Origin of the sequence: Nitrospira sp. SG-bin1 (assembly GCA_002083365.1) — a bacterium.
Lineage (GTDB): Bacteria > Nitrospirota > Nitrospiria > Nitrospirales > Nitrospiraceae > Nitrospira_D.
Genome location: LVWS01000027.1, coordinates 1 through 17,600, shown reverse-complemented (window position 1 = coordinate 17,600; position 17,600 = coordinate 1). Strand labels below are relative to the sequence as shown.

The following is a 17,600-nucleotide window of genomic DNA, read 5'->3' as shown; positions in this document are numbered from 1 at the left end:
ACTCCACATAATGCGCAACGTCACATAACATAACCACCCAAGTGGTGATCCGACGCCGAGTCAGGAAGACCGGGTGCTGACGGATCGACTCGTCCGTGCAGGCGACATCCTCGGGATTCGCGTGTTGGATCATATCGTCATGGGCGATGAGCGCTATGTGTCGTTTGCCGATTCTGGCTGGCTGAACGCTCATGAGACTTTTGCGTAGTGATCATGCACACACAGAAAGAGGCATACATGACACATCCTTCTCACAAGAACTCACCCAACACCAACTGTTTAGAAGGCTGGCACTGCCCGGATTGCCACAGCTGGGGACCCTTCACGGTTGAGGTGACCACGTACGTGTTGCTCTGGGATGACGGATCAGATCTGTCCTCCGATCATGGCAGCCATGCATATGACGACGCTTCTGTGGCGATCTGCAAAGCCTGTGGGAAACACGCCACCGTTGGCGACTTCCACCACGAGGAGGTGTGAACCATGACGAAACGAGCACAACGTCAATTCGTTGGCGATCTGTTGAGAAACATTCGAGCCGATATCATGCGCGCTATTCATACCGGCCTGATTCCAAAAGAGTGGGATGGGATTGAGTTGCGCGAATACATCGCGGACAAGGCCCAGCGATCCCGCGCGGCTCATGCACTCGTGGGCCGACGAGCCAAGGACTACCACAACCACATGATCATCACGGCAGGCTTATAAATCAGGAAGAGAAAGGACGGGGACATGAATCCAGAGACCATCTTTGTGACGCCAGACGGCGACGCAGGACCAGAACACGAACTGATTCCGAGCCTCAGTATTGCCAATCTGTTGCAACAACGGGAGGCGGTCATGACCTTGTTTCAGGAGGCGCTGGCAAAGCTGGAGCAGGCGCACGCCCTGGCGAACGCGGCCCGGATTGGCTTTCCAGATATTTCATTATCCCGTGATTGGCGAGGTCACGGCATCCGCGTCACGGGTGAGGATGCCAACCGGACGACGCTGTTGGAGACGTTTCAGGCCTCTGTGGACGCCGGCGGATGGATGACGCTATTGAACGACTCCGGTCTGCGCTCGCTCATGTGTGCCTCGAAGCGCAAGGCAGTGGATGAGCAAATCCACGGCGGGAAGGTGCCGGAACTGACTCGTGAGGCGATAGTGAGTACCTTCTCGACGCTCCACGAATCACGTGAGGAGATGTTTGACCAAGGCGTGATCGAGTGTTTTAAGCGGCTCTCATGGGATTACACAACCAACCAACCGCAGAAATTCGAGAAGCGGATCGTGATGACGTATCTGACATCGTACGGCAGTGCCAATCACACCGCAACCGATCACCTCGACGACCTGTTGCGCGTATTTCATCTGTGCGACGGCAAGCCAGAGGCTGACTACCGCCATGCGTCCTACAGTCTGATTTCAACGGCGATGCAGGCGTCGTCAGTCTGGCCGAAGCTTGCCGAGAATGACTATTTCTCCATTCGGCTGTTCAAAAATCAGAACGGACATGTGACCTTCAAGCGTCCTGATCTGGTGACACGACTCAATCGGATCGTCGCCAAGCATTATCCCCATGCGTTGCCCGCGCCGAAAGGCTGAGGAGGAATGGCGCTGGTGCGATGGGACAGCAGGTGAAAGGGGAGGAAATCACGACGCTTTCTTTGATCGCGTGTCCCGCCCCTCACCCACCACGGGGCGGGGACGCCCGATTCCGAGTGCGGCGGATGGGGCGTTGCAGGCGTGCCAGCGTCCGCCCTGGCGCACTTGCTCGCCCCATGAGCCGCCCCGTCGACAGCTGCTTCATGGGTCCTGAACCCCTCCTGATCGGAGGGGACTCGGGGCGTGTCTCCGAGAGCGGGCGGACCAGTTTGCTGTCATGAGCCCGAAACGTCTCATAGCCGAACTGAATCGTACCTTCCTCCTGCAGCGTGCTCCACATCATCGCGAGCGAACAGCCATCCTTCAGTGCTTGTTCGATTTCGTGCCGCAGGGCCACGATCTGCGCTCGATTGCGTGCGGCAGGGGAGACCCGTTGCGCTCGTTCTTGCACCCTGGCCGACACACTTTTCTTCGCTCCCATGTCTCGTCCTCAGTCGTGTCTGGATATTCGTTAGCAACGGAGGATCCAGGAGACGATGACCACTGCCAGCAGCATCACCAGCGCGGCGAGGAGATTCAGGTACCCCAGGGTGGTGGCCCGGCGTATCCTCGTCTCACTCTGTTCCAGCACACCGGTGACTTCGTTCCGGATCGATCCGGCCACGTCCGTGGTGTGTGCCGCCATCTGTGCCTTCATGGTCTCGGTGCTGGCGGTGAGCGACGCCGTGACGATCCGCTCCGCTTTGGCTTTGATCTCCACGCCCCATCGATCGAGCAAGGCTTCGAGCGTCTTGCGATAGTCCTCGAGCAGGGCCTGTTGGGTGTGCTGGCTTTCAGCCAATAACCGTGCGTGCATCGTCTGCACGATCAGAATCGGGTCCGCTCGGTCCAACGCCACGCCATGCTTCGAGGCAATTTCCTTCAGCAAGTCATCGGTGGGATCGTCGCCCATCACAGCACCGGCACAGCAGAGAACTGTTCAAAGAGCTGCTTCTTGATGATCGACAACCGTTGCCGTGCCATGATCGTGATCGAGGACGACGCAAGGGCTTCGTCGAACGTCAAATGGTTCTGCAGCATGTCGCTGAGATCGCGCCCAAACGTTTCTTTTTTGAGATCGGGAAGCCGCACAATCGCCGAGACCCGATCCTTGTGCGTCGTATAGGCTTTCATCTGCTCGAACGATTTGCCCTCCAGCTCAATCGGCCCCCAGTAGGGATTCAGCCACACGACGAATTGCACGTCAGTCGGAAATTGTTTCACGAGCTGGGCAAACCCGTGCACCGTGTCCGACAACGCTTGTCCTCCCGTGACCACGGTATGCACGACCAGCTGATGCCCCATGTCACGCAGCAAGGTCGGAACCTGGTTCGTGATTACATAGGCCGAGAGCGGCACAAACGAACTCGCCCCATTGTCGATCACCACATCCTCTTTGGCCTTCGCCACGAGCTCCACGAGCTGATCAAAACTGCGCGGATCGATCTCATCGCCCTGCAGGATGGTGAGGCGGTGTACCTTCAAGCTCTGATAGGCCTGAAAGGACGCATTCACCGGGTCGGTATCGATGCAAAGCGGGCGCTTTCCTTTTGCCAGTTTGTACTGGGCGATCAAGGCTGCAATCATGGATTTTCCGACGCCGCCTTTGCCTTGTAAAATGAGATGAATCGTGGCCATTAGAATAACTCCTCCTTGTTCGGTACGGGGTTGAAGACGAAGCCGCTCGAAGAGGCTGACGGTGCGGACGGAGGGCGGTCTTGAGTCGGCGGCAGTGCTGCACGACCATCAGCGGGCTCTTGCAACAGCCGCTTCACGTGCGCCCGAAACGTGTCATAGCTACACGTGAGGGTCCCTTCTGTCTTCAGCGTCTTCCAAATCAGATGCCTCGACCATCCATCCTGGATGGCCCGGCGAATGTCGGGGGCCAACGCCAAGATCCGCACCCGGTTCGTGGAACGCGGCGCGGTTTTGTTCGCGAAGTCGAGGACCCGCGCCGACAGCGTTCGCGCGTTGTTCGTAGAAGGTTTAGCACCTTGTGGGATATTCCTCCGCATTCCATGCTTAGATTATACCGATTAGATCAGAGAATCTACATGATTTATACAAGATCAATGATGAGTTCACCAGAAGAAAGTATTCTAGACTCCAAATATTATTAGAGCTAAGATGCAGGGCAGGATAGGTGAAGGGGGCCCACCAGTGACCTGGTGAGCCACCCTTCACAGGCCCCTTCTTCGCGCCGGCGCGCTCAACGGGGTGCCTATCCTGCGGAACAGACAGATGAAGGCAAAAGAGTCGAAGAATCGAAAAGACTACCAGCCGATCAAAGTCTATTGTTTCCCGGACGAGCGGCAGACCATCGAGCAGCAAGCCCGCTCAACCGGACTGAGCAAGTCGTCCTATCTGCTGCGCGTCGGCATGGGCTATCCCATCCGTAGCATCGTGGACCACCATCAAGTAGAGGAGTTGGTCAAAATCAATGGCGATCTTGGGCGACTCGGCGGACTCTTAAAATTGTGGCTCTCGAACGGGAAACCCGCTCCGGGGATTGATGCCCGGACCATCCGCGAGACCTTGAAGAAGATCGACCGGACGCAAGATCAGATGCTGGCACTGATGCAGAAGGTTCTTCGGCCACAGACCGACCCCATGACGAGTTCAGACACGAGCCAAAGCACGAGTTCACCGAAGGACGACGGCACATGATTATCAAGCATGTGCCGATGCGAACCCTGCGGAAGAGCAATGTCGTGTCTCTCGTGGACTATCTGACGAACACTCAAGGCAGACAGGAACGGGTCGGGGAGATCACGCTGACGAACTGTCAGAGTCACCGGCACGACGCCGCGTCACTCGAAATGTTGAATACCCAATCGCTCAACACCAGAGCTCAGTCGGATAAGACCTATCATCTCATCATCAGTTTCCGGCCCGGTGAGCTGCCCTCGACTGAGACCCTGCGAACGATCGAAGCCAGAGTCTGTCACCGATTGGGATTCGGAGAACATCAGCGGGTGAGTGTACTCCACCATGACACCAACAATGTGCATCTACATCTGGCCATCAACAAAATTCATCCGACCCGCTACACCCTCCATGAGCCGTACAAAGCCTATCGGGTCTTCGGAGAACTGTGCGACAGTTTGGAGGAGGCCTTTCATCTCGAGCAAGACCATCATCAGGTCCGGAAAACCGGCGGGGAGAATCGGGCGTCAGATATGGAGCGGCAGGCGGGCACCGAAAGCCTGATCGGCTGGATGCAACGAGACTGTCTTGGTGAACTTCGGTCCGCCCAATCATGGTCAGAATTGCATCAGGTGCTTCATCAGCATGGTTTGGCCAGCCAACCACGCGGACAAGGGCTCGTCATCACAGATGGGCAGGGGACCTTTGTTCGAGCCAGTTCAGTGGCGCGGGATCTCTCCAAGATGTCCCTCGAACGCCGTCTCGGTCGGTTTCAACCACCCGGTGTCGTGCAGACCGCGAAGCCCACACGCCGCTACGAACCGAAGCCGGTTCGCAGCCGCATGGACACCACAGTGCTCTATGAGCGGTATCAACAAGACCGGCTGGCCCGCGCTCACGGGAGGGCCGTCGCGATGCAGGAGGCGCGGAGCCGGAAGACGCAGCACATCGATGCGGCCAAGCGAGCCGGACAGATGAAACGAGACACCATCAAACTCACCATGCGGGGACGGATCACGAAGAAATTGCTCTACACGAAGGTGTCGCAGTCGCTTCGGTCCGATCTCCATCAGATTGTCGATCGACATCGACAGGAATGTGCCGCCATCACGGCACGCTATCAGAGACTGACATGGGCTGATTGGCTCCGACAGCAGGCGCTAGCGGGTAATACAGAGGCGCTGCGTGCGTTGCGCGCCCGAGAGGCCGTACGCGGTCTGAGTGGTGACACCATTGCGGCGGTTGGCACCAGACTGGTGAACGCCGTCGTGGGCGCGAAGGAGGATTACATCACCAAACAGGGCACCATCATTTATCGGGTCGGGCTCTCGGCCGTCCGTGACGACGGCACCCGCCTCCAGGTCTCGCGTGAAGTCACGAACGAGGGAATCGACGCGGCGCTCCGGCTCGCCGTACAAAAGTACGGGACCACGATCGCCGTGTCGGGGTCCGATGCATTCAAGACTCGTGTGGCACAGGTAGCCGCTCATTCTCATCTCACCATTCGCTTCGATGACCCGGCACTGGAGCACCAGCGCCAACGTTACGCGCGGGACTCGCGACGACGATCCACAGTAGAGACTCCACCGGCCACACCTCCGGCGCAGGCCGCGCCATCACTCATCCCGCCGAGTGATGCCGTGCTTCGCCATCTTGCGGAACAGGAACGAAAACGGTTACAGATCATTCGGACGCCGACCGTCAGACGCTTCGAGGCACGAGACCAGGGGATGGTGCAGTTCGGTTCTGTTGAGAAAACCCAAGACGGATCTGTTGCGCTCGTTCACCGTCAGGATGAGATCTTGGTGCTTTCCATTGATGACGCGACATTCAAACAGTTCGCCTCTTTGAAGCGGGGTCATTCACTCCGGGTGTCTTCCACCGGATCGATCACGCTTGGGAGAGGACGGCGGCGATGAGCAGCACCTACAACAATGCGGTGGGTCCTCAAGTCCGAGCCCCACAGCCCAAACCAGGCCTGGTGATTCCCTTTTTGGCCTGTGCCTCGCTCGTCGTTGGATTGCAGTCGGCCACACAATTTTTCGCCGCTACCTTCAACTATCAGGAGGTGTTAGGCGACCATTTCGGTGGACTGTATAAACCCTGGGCCATTCTTGAATGGGCCTCCCGTTGGACGAGCGACTATCCACTGCAGCTCCGACAATCCGGAGGATTCGGCATGATCGTGGCGGCAAGCGGGTTGTTGTGTCTCGCCATCGCTCGCACGGTCCAAGCGTCACGGCCTCGACCGAATCCATTCCTGCATGGCTCGGCACGATGGGCCAACCGAGAGGATCTTGAAGCCGCCACGTTGCTGCCTCGCGCTCGCACGGTCATGGATTGGGTGAAGGGCACGCCGCACTGTTCAACCGATGGTGTGTACGTGGGCGGTTGGTTGGATGCGAAAGGCACGCTGCACTACTTGCGCCACAGTGGGCCGGAGCATGTGTTGACCTATGCGCCGACTCGATCCGGCAAAGGGGTCGGCTTGGTTATTCCGACGCTGTTGTCCTGGCCGCATAGCGCCCTCATTGCCGATCTGAAAGGGGAGTTGTGGGAACTCACGGCAGGATGGAGACAGCACCACGCGAAGAATAACGTGTTACGCTTTGAACCGGCTGCGGCACAGGGCAGTGTGCGGTGGAATCCGCTGGATGAAGTGCGGCTCGGGACCGAACACGAAGTGGCCGACGCCCAGAATCTGGCCACGATCCTGGTGGATCCAGACGGACGTGGCCTGGAATCTCATTGGCAGAAGACAAGCCAAGCGTTGCTGGTTGGCGTCATGCTGCACGCGCTGTACAAGGCCCGACAGGACGGCACGATCACCTCCTTACCCGCTGTCGATAGGATGTTAGCCGATCCCCAACGGCCCATCGCCGAGCTGTGGAAAGAGATGACGACCTATGGTCACGTGAACGGGCAGGTGCATCCGGTGGTGGGAGCCGCCGCTCGAGACATGATGGATCGGCCCGAGGAGGAAGCAGGCTCGGTCCTCTCGTCTGCGAAATCCTACCTCGCGCTGTATCGCGATCCCCTCGTCGCCCACAACGTCAGCGCCTCAGAATTCAAGATTCGAGATCTCATGCACCATCCCAGTCCGGTGAGTCTGTACCTCGTCACGAAGCCGAATGACAAAGCCCGGTTGCGTCCGCTGATTCGGGTGTTCGTGGCCATGGCGCTACGCTTACTCACCGACACGATTGCCTTTCATCGTGAGACCGCGCCCACATCCTGGTGGAGTCAATTGTGTGAGGGAATGGGTGTCCGGTCCACTCAACCACAGCTCACGACTCACGCAGCCTATCAACATCGCTTGCTGGGCATGCTCGATGAGTTTCCGAGTCTGGGGAAACTCGAGATCTTTCAAGAATCCCTCGCGTTCATGGCGGGCTACGGGCTGAAGTTCTATCTCATCTGTCAGGATATCAACCAACTCAGAAGCCGTGAGACCGGGTACGGGACCGATGAAGCCATTAGCTCCAACTGCCATATCCAGAATGCGTTTCCGCCGAATCGCCTTGAAACGGCCGAACATCTGTCCCGTCTCACCGGACAGACCACTGTCATCCAAGAAAAACTGACCGTCAGCCGACGGCGCATGAGCGCCATTCAGGCGCAGGAATCGCGCACGCACCACGAGGTGCAACGGCCATTACTGACTCCCGATGAATGTCTCCGGATGCCGGGGCCGAAGAAAGACGCGCAGGGACAGATCATGGAAGCAGGGGACATGGTGATCTACGTCGCAGGATTTCCGGCGATCTACGGCCGCCAACCACTCTTTTTTCACGATCCTATTTTCGCGGCTCGGGCGGCGATTCCACCGCCAGCAATCAGCGACAGGCTCTGTGATCCGCACGTGCCACAGACCGTGAAGATCGAGCTATGACGACCTGGGAGAGCCGCTTCCGTCACCCGATTGTGATTGCGGGTCTCTGTCTCGCACTGGGCCTCGTCCTGGCTCATCAATCAGGTCTTCGTTTCAACACCACGCGCAGCATTCCGCTTGGGCTCTACAAGATGTCGAACCATCCGATTGCAAAAGGTGACTATGTGTTGTGGTGTCCACCGAAGCGACCAGAGTTTGACTTGGCGAAGGAGCGAGGCTACATCGGGGCGGGATTCTGCGCTGGCGGATACGGCTACATGATGAAAAAAGTCCTCGCCGCGCACAACGATGTGGTGAGCGTGACGGATGAAGGGGTGATAATTAACGGGACGATTATCCCAGCGAGTCAACCGTTTGAAGCAGATTCGATGGGACGACCACTCCCACAGTTTCGTGTCACCGATCATGTACTGGCAGCCTCGGAACTCTTGTTGATGTCGGACACCAACAGCCGTTCTTACGATGCTCGATACTTTGGTCCCGTGCATCGAGCGCACATCCAAAGCCTCATCTATCCTGTGTTGACATGGTAGACACACCAGCCTGAGCTGGACGCCCCCGCACGGCACCAACCACGAGACCACCAGCCGGTCTCAGGTGTGCAGCACGCGATGGTCGTGGAAAAACAGGGAAACATCCACGCGCGTTTCGTTTCTATAGTGACATGCAACACGTGGCCCGTTACAGTTCGGCGTGATTCGCAGTTTTCGCCATAAGGGGCTGCAACGGCTGTTTGACGACGACGATCCGCGGGGAGTGAACCAAGAGCATTCTGGCCACGTTAGACGGCGCCGACCATCAAACATATGAACATGCCGAGTCACCGGCTGCACCCTTTGAAAGGCGCATACAAAGGATCTGCGCTGTCACCGTGCGAGCCAACTGTCGGGTGATTTTCCGCTTCGACCACGGCGCACACGACGTGGAGTATCTCGATTATCACTAAAGGGAGACAGAGCTATGAGCATGAAAAATCCGCCGCATCCCGGCCTGGTCGTGTTGGGGGAGTGTATTGAGCCGTTTGGTTTGAGCATTACCGATGCGGCGACGGCTCTGGGGGTCACGCGCAACACGCTATCCGAACTGGTGAATGGCAAACGGGGCATTTCGCCGGAAATGGCTGTGCGGCTGGCCAAGGTATTTGGAGGGACCGAGGACGGGTGGCTCGTGCAACAAGCGCACTATGAGCTAGCGCAGGTCCGACGCGACCAGATCAAAGTCCGACGCCTTCACGTCGCGTGAGGGCCGTACCCTCGCGAAGCCCGAACACAGGAACGTCCAGGTATGCTCTTTCAATCACATCCGCTCGGCCTCTTTCAACGACACGTGAATGAGGGTAATGGGGGGGAAGCTGCGATGAACATCGCACGGCACACGTTGCTCGCGAACGGACGGTTGTTGACAGCTATACGCAATTAACGTATAGTCGGGAATAGGCGATGCAGACCGTCATCGAAACGGAAGAGTATTTGAAGGATGCGAAGCGAGTCGGTCTTTCAGAGCAGGAGCGAATGAGCATCGTCGAGTATTTTGCCCGTCATCCCGACGCGGGAGATGAAATTCAAGGGACAGGTGGTGCGAGAAAAGTACGCTTCGCCGGAAAAGGCAAAGGAAAACGCGGAGGATATCGGGTGATCACGTTTTTCAGTGGAACCGATATTCCGGTGTTTCTCCTCAACGTGTTTGCGAAAAATGAGCGGATAGACCTCTCACAGGCCGAACGGAACGAGCTCAAGGTTATCTTGGGAACGCTGGCTGCAGCCTATCGAAGAAAGAGGGCGCGATGAAGAAGCACACACCATCGGCAGGGCGGCGCATGATCGCGAGTGCCAAGCAAGCTCTGGACTGGGTCAATGGACAAACGCATCGATACGTGGTCCATGTTCCTCACGAGATCGATGTGGCCCGCATTCGGAAGAAAGTAGGGATGAGTCAGAGCGAATTTGCCAAGCAGTATGNNGCTTTCGGACCGTGCAGCAATGGGAGCAAGGACGAGCCATCCCTAGCGGCGCGACACGCGCCTATCTTCTGGTGATTGACCGTGAGCCGGAAGCGGTCCGGCGGGCGCTCGTGAATTATTGAATACGTCAAACACACATCCTCCATGGGTCGTGGTCGAAGGGACGTTCACCTGGCGGGGTGTCATCATGGCTCACGCTCCGCGCGCATGATTCCCGTCGTTGTCTGCCTCTAAATCACAATCCGCTCCACCTCATCCAGCGACACCTGATCGGTGCGCCGATCATAGAGCCCCGTCGTGCGGGCGCTCTCGTGATTCGCCATCTGCTGGGCAATTTCCAGCTTCCCGCCGTTGCGAAGATACTCCGTGATGCCCGTGGCGCGAAAAGAGTGATTGCCGATCTTTGTGCGGATGCCCACCGCTTCCGCGCGACGGCGAATCATGCGGTAGGCATCCGGCTGCGTCATAGGCTGATCAGAAAGCAACCCGGTTCGGCCACGCATCGTCCGAAAGAGCGGGGTCTTGCCCTCGGTGAGCTGCGCCGCCTTGAGGTAGGCGTGCAGATAGTCTTCAAGATGGTGGTGGCAGGGCATCGCATGGAGCTTGCCGCCTTTTTCATGCAACCGCACCCAGGTGCGACGGCCTTGGATATAGATATCCTCCACGGTCATCGTAATTGCCGCACCAATGCGAGCAAAGGTGTAGACCATCAAGCCGATCAACGCGCGATCCCGTAATCCTTCCACCGTCTTGCTGTCGATCGCATCGAGGAGGAGACGAGCTTCGTCGGCCGTGAGCACCGGCGTCTTGCCTTTCTTCGTCGAGTACCTCGGTCCACGGACGGAGCTGGCCGGATTGGTAGGAAGGACCTGGCCGACCACGAGCCAATCAAACAACATGCGAATCGCGGCGAGATGTTGTTTCACGGACGGAGCGGCCAGCCGGCGTTGCAAGGTTTCGATATAGGTGGCCACATGCACCGGCTCGATGGCCTGCAAGGAGAGCAGCCCATGCCGCTCGCACCAGGCGGCAAATTCAGCGACCGCCCAGGTATAGGCTTTCCGGGTGTGCGGGTTGCGGATGTTGGCGGTAAAGAATGCGACGAACTTCTTCGCTGCGTCGGGCGTCGCTGTGAAGAGGGCAGGGAGTGTTCTGGTTCCCGGAATTGCGAGCTGTATTTCATGTTTCATATTTGTCCCCTGCTAACCAATAGCGTATGATAACGTCCTTTATCATATCTTTTTTTTTAGTTATGTCAATTGAAACAATGATATGTAAGAGTCACTCCATGTCATAGTTGACACAGATCCTCATGTGTCATACACTTCCTACACGTATCACATGTGCTACGGAGGTGTGATGGTCTCCTTACGATTGGGGAAAAAACTGGAAGACCGCTTAGAGCAGCTTGCCGAAGGGACAGGCCGGACCAAGACCTATTACATCCGACTCCTATTAGAAGAGCATCTCGACGAGTTGGAGGATCGGTATATCGCGGAACAGCGATTAGAAACTCCAGGGCCCCGACTCAGCTCCGACGAGATGAGGCAGGAACTTGGCCTGGACCATTGAGTATGACCGGCGCGTGCTCAAAGATCTGAAGCGGCTCGACCGGCAGGCTCAACAGGCCATTCTGGATTATTTCGATGATCGAATTGCGCCCACTGACGATCCCCGCGTGTTTGGTAAACCTTTGAAAGCCTCGTTCGCGGGTCTGTGGCGCTATCGGATCGGCGATTATCGAGCCATCTGCCGGATCGAAGATAACAGAATGGTGGTCTTGGTAGTGCGGGTGGCCCATCGGAGCACGGTGTATGAAGACTGAATCTATGAGCGCCCTGTTGATTTTCGACGACACGGGCTCGACATGAATCGAGGGTGAACCCATGGGCGGCACGAATCGCAGTGGATATCTCTATGATCTGTTGAAACGTGAACAATGGCGAATCTTGGAACAAGCCGCGTTGGAAGCCAATCGTGATGAAACGCATGACCCGGCCTATCAGAAGGAGTTCGCCATCTGGGAGCGGACCCTGACCGATGGGTTGGAGCCCACATCGTCACCGAAACCCCACACGTAAGGAAGCACAAGAGTATGCACAACAGCGAAGATACCCAGACCACAGACCGTGAGACCTGGTCAGGCAATCTCTTTACTGATCTTGGGCTTGATGACGCGGATGCACTCTCTACTCGCACCGCTCTTGGTATTCAGGTGATGAAGACGATCAGGGACAAAGACTTAAGCCAAAAAAGAAGCCGGGAAACTGCTGGGGCTGAAGCAACCAGACGTCTCGGCCGTCATGCGAGCTAAATTCAGCCGCTTCAGTCAAGAACGCCTGATCGGCTTTCTCAACAAGCTGGAGCAGAAAGTCACGATTCAAGTGAGCCGTCACCGCCGTGGCGAACCGTATCAACAAGTTACGGTCGCGCGATGATGCCATGCCCTTGAATCAAGGAGGTCCCACCACGCGCTATGTCTCAGCGCGTGAGGCCAAACAGAGCTTGGGCAAGGTCCTGGATTCCGCACAACAGGAACCGGTCACGATCCGTCGTCAGAACCGTGCTGTGGCGGTGGTCTTGTCGGCTCAAGAGTATGCCCGGGTTTGTGCGCAGAACCGAGAGGAATTCTTGCGCTTTGCCGATCGCCAGAGCCACCAGGCGAAGGCACGCGGGCTGTCGAAATCAACACTCGACGAGATCATCGCGGATGAGGAATAGCAAGCGGGTCGTTCTTACGTCCAAGGAAGTGGATTCGGCGTACCGTACTGTCCCCTTGTCAGTTTGGGAGGACCGGCGAACGACCCCATTTTCCCCATTTGACGGCTCACCAAGCCATACCGTTCTCAACAGAGTAAAGGCGAAGACAAACCAATCGCAGGTAAAATCTCTGCTCGCGACTCATGGGCTCCCATGAGTTTGAAGAGAAGGGAATGGCCCCTCAGTCAAAGGAATGGCTCGGTACGGGAGGAAGAAAAGTCATGCGTTGTATGATCAATGCAGTGGAAGAGAAAAGTCCGTTCTGATATTAATACCGCCCAAAGAATGACTACGGGGAAACATGAAGCTGATATTGTCTAGCTTCGGAGCAGAGTTCTCTCCAACGTCTTTTCGGGCGAAGAGGCTCAAGTACAACGATATAGATGAATTCAAGACGCTTAGAGAAAGAGTGAAAGGTTCATGGTTTTTATACAGAAGGACATCAGAGTGTATCGCTCATGAAGTTATAGGTATCCCACTAGATGGGCATGAAGCTCTAGATGGTGAGGATATCGAACTCCTTACGAATGACAATCTCACCGTACTCTCTGCTTTACTTAAAGAGCGGCTCCCACAAGTATTACCTGACTCCGGCATGCAATATACCCGTGAGGGGCTTTTGATCATTGATAGGACGCGCGATCTTGTATCCTATGCCTTCAAGCACATTCATTTTCCAGTTCCTACCCAGCTCGTTGGCTTCCATAAGTATAAGAAATCTGAACTAGACACGAGAGTAATTGCAGTCAGGCCGGGTAGTGCACGCGTCGTTGTTTCGGTCAATTTTGGTAAGTACCATGAAATTGACCGTACTCTTCTGGAAGTCGTCGAGCAAGGAATAGATGTCCGCGGTCTTTGTGCAATCGATAGAGTTAAGGAGCCTGGCCCTCGCTTTATTGGGGAAATTGTAGCCGTCGAAGGAGAGAAGGCGATTTTTGAGGTTGGATCCAAGTATCAAAGTATTCCAGCATCTGAATGTTTGCTGGAGCCGTCGTTGGATACCTTCACCGCGATATTTAGCAAGATCCTTGGAGATAAGAAGAAAGCCTATGATCAAGCAGAGTGGAACGGCCAAGCCACTGTAGTAGCCGCCCCATCATATCTCGAAGAACTGAAAGATTTGAAGGGCCAGATGTTGGGATCTGAATTAAAGATTTCCCGTGACATCACCGTCCGGTTCTCTGAACTTGTGCAAATGGAAAATAGACTGGGACACGAATCAGTGATCAACTTTGGTCCTATTCAATTCTGTTTCGACTCTGATCGAAGTAGAAAACATCGTTTCCCTTCTGCGGGACTTGAAGAGAACGGTCCTTTCGATCAGGAAAGTTTCGACAAAAAGACTCCGAGGATTCTCGTAGTGGGCCCAGCCGACGTACAAGGAAAGGTAGAAGCTTTCGTAAAGGAGTTTAAGGAGGGTCTTGGGCCACAGGGACAAAAGAGATATAGCGGAGGGTTTGGAAGACTCTATAGGCTGGTGAATCCGGTGTTTAGTGTCATATCGGCAAATCTGGCAGGGGCAAACGCAACTGCTGTGGGCGGAAGATATCGAGCAGCGATCGAAAGTCACCTATCCCAATTTAGCCACACCTATGATGCAGCCATAGTTGTTCTTAAGGATGAGCACGCTTTTACGGAACCTCAGAATCCATACCTCATTAGCAAAGCCTATCTTCTCGGACAAGGCATACCTGTTCAAGAAGTAAGACTTAGCAAAATAGGTAGGTCGAAGTATGACCTGCAGTATATCTATGAGGATATCTCGGTGGCTCTCTACTCTAAACTTGGGGGCACGCCTTGGACGGTTATGCCGGCCCAAACGGTGGCTCATGAGATCATCTTCGGGATGGGCACTGCCGAGATTGGAGGCAGAACTGAAGCGAGGAGGAGATATGTTGGAATTACCACTGTATTCAAGAGTGACGGGAATTATCTTCTCTCGGCGTCCACCAGGCAGTGTCGATTTGAAGAATATCCAGAGGCCCTGAAGTCTGTAGTGGAAGAAATTTTGGATGCGCTTAAGCAGGAGCATAGCTGGCGAACTGGTGAAACAGTTAGACTGGTGTTCCATAGCTATAAGCCATTACGAAACACGGATATCGCAACGATAACCAAGAGTGCCCTTGACAGAATGGGCACAGATATTCTGTTCGAATACGCATTTCTCGATATCAAGGAAGATCATCCATTCCTTTTGATGGATCTTGACCAAAATGGAAGGGAGTCATGGGCAGAAGAATTTTCTGGGAACAAGAGTAAAGGGGTAATAGGGCAACATGTTCCTCCTCGAGGTTTATCTGTCGAATTAAGTCGGTATAGGAGATTACTCTGCGTGAATGGGCCGGAGTTAGTGCGAAGACACAAAGAGCCACTCCCTAAGCCCCTTCTGATAGAGATGCATCGCAAATCGACGTTCACTGATATGACTGCGCTTACAAGGCAAGTTTTCTACTTTACAGGGTTATCCTGGAGATCAATGCGCCCATCACGTGAGCCTGCCACGATATTGTATTCTGCCCTCATTGCCAGACTGATGAGCAAACTGGGCACAGTGCCTAACTGGTCTCCAGACTTGCTGAACACGAAGTTACGCCGCAGCAGATGGTTCCTATGACCGAGAGCATTTCATCTCCATTAGGGGACGCGCTGGCGGCAATTCGCAAAGCAAATACGACCTGGCTGATGAGCGATCCTCCTAGCGTGAAAGATGGATTGCTTACGTGGCTGTCTCACAAACTCGGTTTGAATCACACCCAAAGCTTAATCAACTATGTTAAGGCCACTGACATAGATGGCTCGAGAACTCTAGAAGCCCCATACCTAGCTGCTCTAGGGCTCTATATGGATTCTGATCATATCCGTGGAGACGTTGAGCAGTTTTCCTGGTCTGATAGCCTCCAAGTGATCCTTAGTCGTGAGCCTTTCACATCCGATAGGCGCGGAATAGGCCACAACCCTCTGGTGTTACTTGGGCTTGTCCCCCTTACTTTACGTGCCGAAGTTCCAGAATCTACGAAGTCCCGTCTCAAACAAATTTGTGCTGATTCGAGAGCCAATGATGTCGCTGAATTGCGAAAGTGGCTATGTGTTCAAATAGCTGCATGGAACCTTGGTGCCAAGACTACACCATGTAGAGCAGATCAGAATCTTTCCGATCAAGCAGATAGGGCCATGGCGCTTTTGACACATGCACTTTTCCCGGTAGAATCTTCAAGATGTTTGCCAGCAATCAATATGGCGGCAATCAGGAAAGATCTCCTGAGGCATACTTGTCTCCAAGGAACCGATGAGCAAAGTGGTTTTGAAGCTCTATTGATACATGCGGGGGTAGAGCTGTTAATCAACCAGATGTTTCCACGTGAAGCTGACCCATTGGGTACAGTACGGTCTATCCTGGAAGGCTTTGAATCTGCAATGGAGCGCTGGATTTGGGACTCCCCTGGAAAATCTCGAGCGGTGAGGTGGAAAGTCGATAGAGAAGAGCATATTCAAGCCATCTTGTTCCTTATGCTTAGACCGCTTTTCCCGGACCTAGTCTACGAGGACCCTGTAGCCAAAAGTGGTGTTCGTTCAAGTCGTTTGGACTTCGGTATAAGGTCTCTCCGGTTAGGAATTGAAGTTAAGTACGTGCGACAACAAGGAGATTTTGGGAAAGTTCAACAGGAGATAGAGGCAGACTCTGTGGGTTATTTTGCCAATCACGGTTTGTATGATCAGTTTGTAGTATTTGTATATGATGCTTCGCGCTGCACAGAACGCCATGCCTCATTAATATCGGGAATTGCAAGACTTGAGCGTGTCGCTGGAATCTACGTTGCATCCGCCCCGGGCAAGATGATTGACACCTAATCTTACTAATAGCAGCAATGGACGGACCATGCCCCCTGAACAGGTCCAGACACTCAACTATTGCGCCCACGCGATCGACGCGCTGCACGACCTGGAGCGCAACTGGCAACATGTGGCTCCAGAGTCGGCACAGGTCTGTCGATCGTTAATCGACAAGCTGCACCAGAGCGTCAAGTTCATCTTACCGAATGGCTGTCAGCTCATCGACCCACAGGAATTCCGGCAGACACATCTGGACCAGATCCGCCTCCCCTTCCCCTGTGTGGCCTTTGAGGCCCCTTGGGAAACGGAACATCCAGTCCAGCAGCCCGGCGAGTTCACCCAGTGGCGTGCGACCAAGCGCATCGCGTTGTGCTGGGAAGCGGGTCCTGATCATGAACTGCTCCCGGGACACAACCGCATCCTCACGACCTTCCCAGAGGGGGGTGTGTTCGTGGTCCCAATCTATTGGTCACCTGAGGTTCAGCACTGGACGGTCGCATTTGGTGGAGCGTTCGTGCCCTACCACAACACGGTGATTACCCGAACGCTGGAGGAAGCCACGCCGTCATCTCGCCTCGCGGCTGAGGCATTGATCACGGCTGGACGGGCGACACCCACGAGCATGCAATTTCAAGCAGAACCGTTCGTCCTGCTGCCCGAGGGCTACGCAGAGATCTTGGAGAAGCATGATGGCAACCGGGAGGAGGTGTTCGCACAGATCATGCTCGACTCACACGATGAGATCATGATGTTAATTCAGGCGTGCAGCGTCATCAACTGCGCCAACGTCAGCATGGCCGACATCGGCGCACCAGCTGCGCTCAACAAGAAGCGCCGAGAGAAGGGCAAGCAGCCACTGCTGTCCAAGATAATCTGTCCTGCGAT

22 protein-coding genes and 1 pseudogene are annotated in these 17,600 nt (G+C 55.2%); 18 read left to right on the top strand and 5 right to left on the bottom strand.

Translation table 11 applies throughout. The features are described from left to right. Nucleotides 1–207 precede the first annotated feature (207 nt). Genes A4E19_18750 through A4E19_18740 form a run of 3 tightly spaced genes read left to right on the top strand, consistent with a single transcriptional unit; the run spans nucleotide 208 to nucleotide 1,587 of the window. Complete coding sequence (locus A4E19_18750) at nucleotides 208–480, top strand: hypothetical protein (protein OQW34118.1); 273 nt, start codon at nucleotides 208–210, stop codon at nucleotides 478–480. Between the two features lie 3 nt (nucleotides 481–483). Next, on the top strand, nucleotides 484–708 hold the full coding sequence (locus A4E19_18745) for a hypothetical protein (GenBank protein ID OQW34117.1): 225 nt from the start codon (nucleotides 484–486) through the stop codon (nucleotides 706–708). A 24-nt stretch (nucleotides 709–732) separates the two neighbouring features. Next, nucleotides 733–1,587 carry a hypothetical protein gene (locus A4E19_18740; GenBank protein OQW34116.1) on the top strand — a complete coding sequence of 285 codons (855 nt, stop codon included), beginning with the start codon at nucleotides 733–735 and terminating at the stop codon, nucleotides 1,585–1,587. 82 nt (nucleotides 1,588–1,669) lie between these two features. On the opposite strand, the gene A4E19_18735 is transcribed toward A4E19_18740, so the two are convergent. From A4E19_18735 to A4E19_18720, 4 genes are read right to left on the bottom strand one after another with little or no spacing between them, the layout of a single operon-like run. Continuing rightward, nucleotides 1,670–2,068: a hypothetical protein gene (locus A4E19_18735; protein ID OQW34115.1), complete on the bottom strand. Its 399-nt coding sequence runs from the start codon at nucleotides 2,066–2,068 to the stop codon at nucleotides 1,670–1,672. Nucleotides 2,069–2,098: 30 nt separating this feature from the next. Then, entirely contained in the window at nucleotides 2,099–2,539 is a 441-nt protein-coding gene (locus A4E19_18730; GenBank protein OQW34114.1) for a hypothetical protein, read from the bottom strand. Then, a complete protein-coding gene (locus A4E19_18725) occupies nucleotides 2,539–3,264 on the bottom strand; it encodes a conjugal transfer protein TraL (GenBank protein OQW34113.1) in 726 nt (241 codons plus the stop codon). Before A4E19_18725 ends, A4E19_18730 begins: the two co-directional genes overlap by 1 nt. Continuing rightward, nucleotides 3,264–3,641: a hypothetical protein gene (locus A4E19_18720; GenBank protein OQW34112.1), complete on the bottom strand. Its 378-nt coding sequence runs from the start codon at nucleotides 3,639–3,641 to the stop codon at nucleotides 3,264–3,266. The genes A4E19_18725 and A4E19_18720 overlap by 1 nt, the downstream gene beginning before the upstream one ends. A 226-nt stretch (nucleotides 3,642–3,867) precedes the next feature. Here A4E19_18720 and A4E19_18715 point away from each other — a divergent pair, with 226 nt between their 5' ends. From A4E19_18715 to A4E19_18685, 7 genes are all read left to right on the top strand, one after another. Beyond that, complete coding sequence (locus A4E19_18715) at nucleotides 3,868–4,293, top strand: hypothetical protein (protein ID OQW34111.1); 426 nt, start codon at nucleotides 3,868–3,870, stop codon at nucleotides 4,291–4,293. After that, complete coding sequence (locus A4E19_18710; GenBank protein OQW34110.1) at nucleotides 4,290–6,191, top strand: hypothetical protein; 1,902 nt, start codon at nucleotides 4,290–4,292, stop codon at nucleotides 6,189–6,191. The genes A4E19_18715 and A4E19_18710 overlap by 4 nt, the downstream gene beginning before the upstream one ends. Next, on the top strand, nucleotides 6,188–8,164 hold the full coding sequence (locus tag A4E19_18705; GenBank protein OQW34109.1) for a conjugal transfer protein TraG: 1,977 nt from the start codon (nucleotides 6,188–6,190) through the stop codon (nucleotides 8,162–8,164). The genes A4E19_18710 and A4E19_18705 overlap by 4 nt, the downstream gene beginning before the upstream one ends. After that, a complete protein-coding gene (locus A4E19_18700) occupies nucleotides 8,161–8,697 on the top strand; it encodes a conjugal transfer protein TraF (GenBank protein ID OQW34108.1) in 537 nt (178 codons plus the stop codon). Before A4E19_18705 ends, A4E19_18700 begins: the two co-directional genes overlap by 4 nt. Before the next feature lie 427 nt (nucleotides 8,698–9,124). Next, a complete protein-coding gene (locus A4E19_18695; protein ID OQW34107.1) occupies nucleotides 9,125–9,406 on the top strand; it encodes a hypothetical protein in 282 nt (93 codons plus the stop codon). A 197-nt stretch (nucleotides 9,407–9,603) separates the two neighbouring features. Continuing rightward, nucleotides 9,604–9,951 (top strand): addiction module toxin RelE, encoded by a 348-nt coding sequence (locus A4E19_18690; protein OQW34106.1) that lies wholly within the window; start codon nucleotides 9,604–9,606, stop codon nucleotides 9,949–9,951. After that, nucleotides 9,948–10,199, top strand: coding sequence for a hypothetical protein (locus tag A4E19_18685; GenBank protein ID OQW34105.1), 252 nt, complete (start codon nucleotides 9,948–9,950; stop codon nucleotides 10,197–10,199). Before A4E19_18690 ends, A4E19_18685 begins: the two co-directional genes overlap by 4 nt. Before the next feature lie 155 nt (nucleotides 10,200–10,354). On the opposite strand, the gene A4E19_18680 is transcribed toward A4E19_18685, so the two are convergent. Further along, nucleotides 10,355–11,314 (bottom strand): integrase, encoded by a 960-nt coding sequence (locus tag A4E19_18680; GenBank protein OQW34104.1) that lies wholly within the window; start codon nucleotides 11,312–11,314, stop codon nucleotides 10,355–10,357. A gap of 169 nt (nucleotides 11,315–11,483) precedes the next feature. Here A4E19_18680 and A4E19_18675 point away from each other — a divergent pair, with 169 nt between their 5' ends. The 8 genes and pseudogenes from A4E19_18675 to A4E19_18640 all read left to right on the top strand — a co-directional run. Then, on the top strand, nucleotides 11,484–11,696 hold the full coding sequence (locus A4E19_18675; GenBank protein OQW34103.1) for an anti-toxin: 213 nt from the start codon (nucleotides 11,484–11,486) through the stop codon (nucleotides 11,694–11,696). Further along, on the top strand, nucleotides 11,680–11,949 hold the full coding sequence (locus tag A4E19_18670; GenBank protein ID OQW34102.1) for an addiction module toxin RelE: 270 nt from the start codon (nucleotides 11,680–11,682) through the stop codon (nucleotides 11,947–11,949). Before A4E19_18675 ends, A4E19_18670 begins: the two co-directional genes overlap by 17 nt. Before the next feature lie 61 nt (nucleotides 11,950–12,010). Then, entirely contained in the window at nucleotides 12,011–12,205 is a 195-nt protein-coding gene (locus tag A4E19_18665) for a hypothetical protein (protein OQW34101.1), read from the top strand. Nucleotides 12,206–12,219: 14 nt separating this feature from the next. Then, nucleotides 12,220–12,562, top strand: a pseudogene (locus A4E19_18660) (Xre family transcriptional regulator). Between the two features lie 4 nt (nucleotides 12,563–12,566). Continuing rightward, nucleotides 12,567–12,845, top strand: a complete 279-nt coding sequence (locus A4E19_18655) for a hypothetical protein (GenBank protein ID OQW34100.1) — start codon at nucleotides 12,567–12,569, stop codon at nucleotides 12,843–12,845. 340 nt (nucleotides 12,846–13,185) lie between these two features. After that, a complete protein-coding gene (locus A4E19_18650) occupies nucleotides 13,186–15,498 on the top strand; it encodes a hypothetical protein (protein ID OQW34099.1) in 2,313 nt (770 codons plus the stop codon). Further along, nucleotides 15,495–16,733 carry a hypothetical protein gene (locus tag A4E19_18645; protein ID OQW34098.1) on the top strand — a complete coding sequence of 413 codons (1,239 nt, stop codon included), beginning with the start codon at nucleotides 15,495–15,497 and terminating at the stop codon, nucleotides 16,731–16,733. Before A4E19_18650 ends, A4E19_18645 begins: the two co-directional genes overlap by 4 nt. Before the next feature lie 28 nt (nucleotides 16,734–16,761). Beyond that, the coding region (locus tag A4E19_18640) for a hypothetical protein (protein OQW34097.1) at nucleotides 16,762–17,600 on the top strand (839 nt) is incomplete at its 3' end.

Coding starts and splice junctions, on each gene's coding strand:
- A4E19_18710 (OQW34110.1), top strand. CDS start 4,290: ATGATTATCAAGCATGTGCCGATGCGAACCCTGCGGAAGAGCAATGTC.
- A4E19_18715 (OQW34111.1), top strand. CDS start 3,868: ATGAAGGCAAAAGAGTCGAAGAATCGAAAAGACTACCAGCCGATCAAA.
- A4E19_18730 (OQW34114.1), bottom strand. CDS start 2,539: ATGGGCGACGATCCCACCGATGACTTGCTGAAGGAAATTGCCTCGAAG.
- A4E19_18690 (OQW34106.1), top strand. CDS start 9,604: ATGCAGACCGTCATCGAAACGGAAGAGTATTTGAAGGATGCGAAGCGA.
- A4E19_18665 (OQW34101.1), top strand. CDS start 12,011: ATGGGCGGCACGAATCGCAGTGGATATCTCTATGATCTGTTGAAACGT.
- A4E19_18655 (OQW34100.1), top strand. CDS start 12,567: ATGCCCTTGAATCAAGGAGGTCCCACCACGCGCTATGTCTCAGCGCGT.
- A4E19_18675 (OQW34103.1), top strand. CDS start 11,484: ATGGTCTCCTTACGATTGGGGAAAAAACTGGAAGACCGCTTAGAGCAG.
- A4E19_18680 (OQW34104.1), bottom strand. CDS start 11,314: ATGAAACATGAAATACAGCTCGCAATTCCGGGAACCAGAACACTCCCT.
- A4E19_18700 (OQW34108.1), top strand. CDS start 8,161: ATGACGACCTGGGAGAGCCGCTTCCGTCACCCGATTGTGATTGCGGGT.
- A4E19_18720 (OQW34112.1), bottom strand. CDS start 3,641: ATGCGGAGGAATATCCCACAAGGTGCTAAACCTTCTACGAACAACGCG.
- A4E19_18740 (OQW34116.1), top strand. CDS start 733: ATGAATCCAGAGACCATCTTTGTGACGCCAGACGGCGACGCAGGACCA.
- A4E19_18695 (OQW34107.1), top strand. CDS start 9,125: ATGAGCATGAAAAATCCGCCGCATCCCGGCCTGGTCGTGTTGGGGGAG.
- A4E19_18745 (OQW34117.1), top strand. CDS start 484: ATGACGAAACGAGCACAACGTCAATTCGTTGGCGATCTGTTGAGAAAC.
- A4E19_18705 (OQW34109.1), top strand. CDS start 6,188: ATGAGCAGCACCTACAACAATGCGGTGGGTCCTCAAGTCCGAGCCCCA.
- A4E19_18735 (OQW34115.1), bottom strand. CDS start 2,068: ATGGGAGCGAAGAAAAGTGTGTCGGCCAGGGTGCAAGAACGAGCGCAA.
- A4E19_18725 (OQW34113.1), bottom strand. CDS start 3,264: ATGGCCACGATTCATCTCATTTTACAAGGCAAAGGCGGCGTCGGAAAA.
- A4E19_18650 (OQW34099.1), top strand. CDS start 13,186: ATGAAGCTGATATTGTCTAGCTTCGGAGCAGAGTTCTCTCCAACGTCT.
- A4E19_18645 (OQW34098.1), top strand. CDS start 15,495: ATGACCGAGAGCATTTCATCTCCATTAGGGGACGCGCTGGCGGCAATT.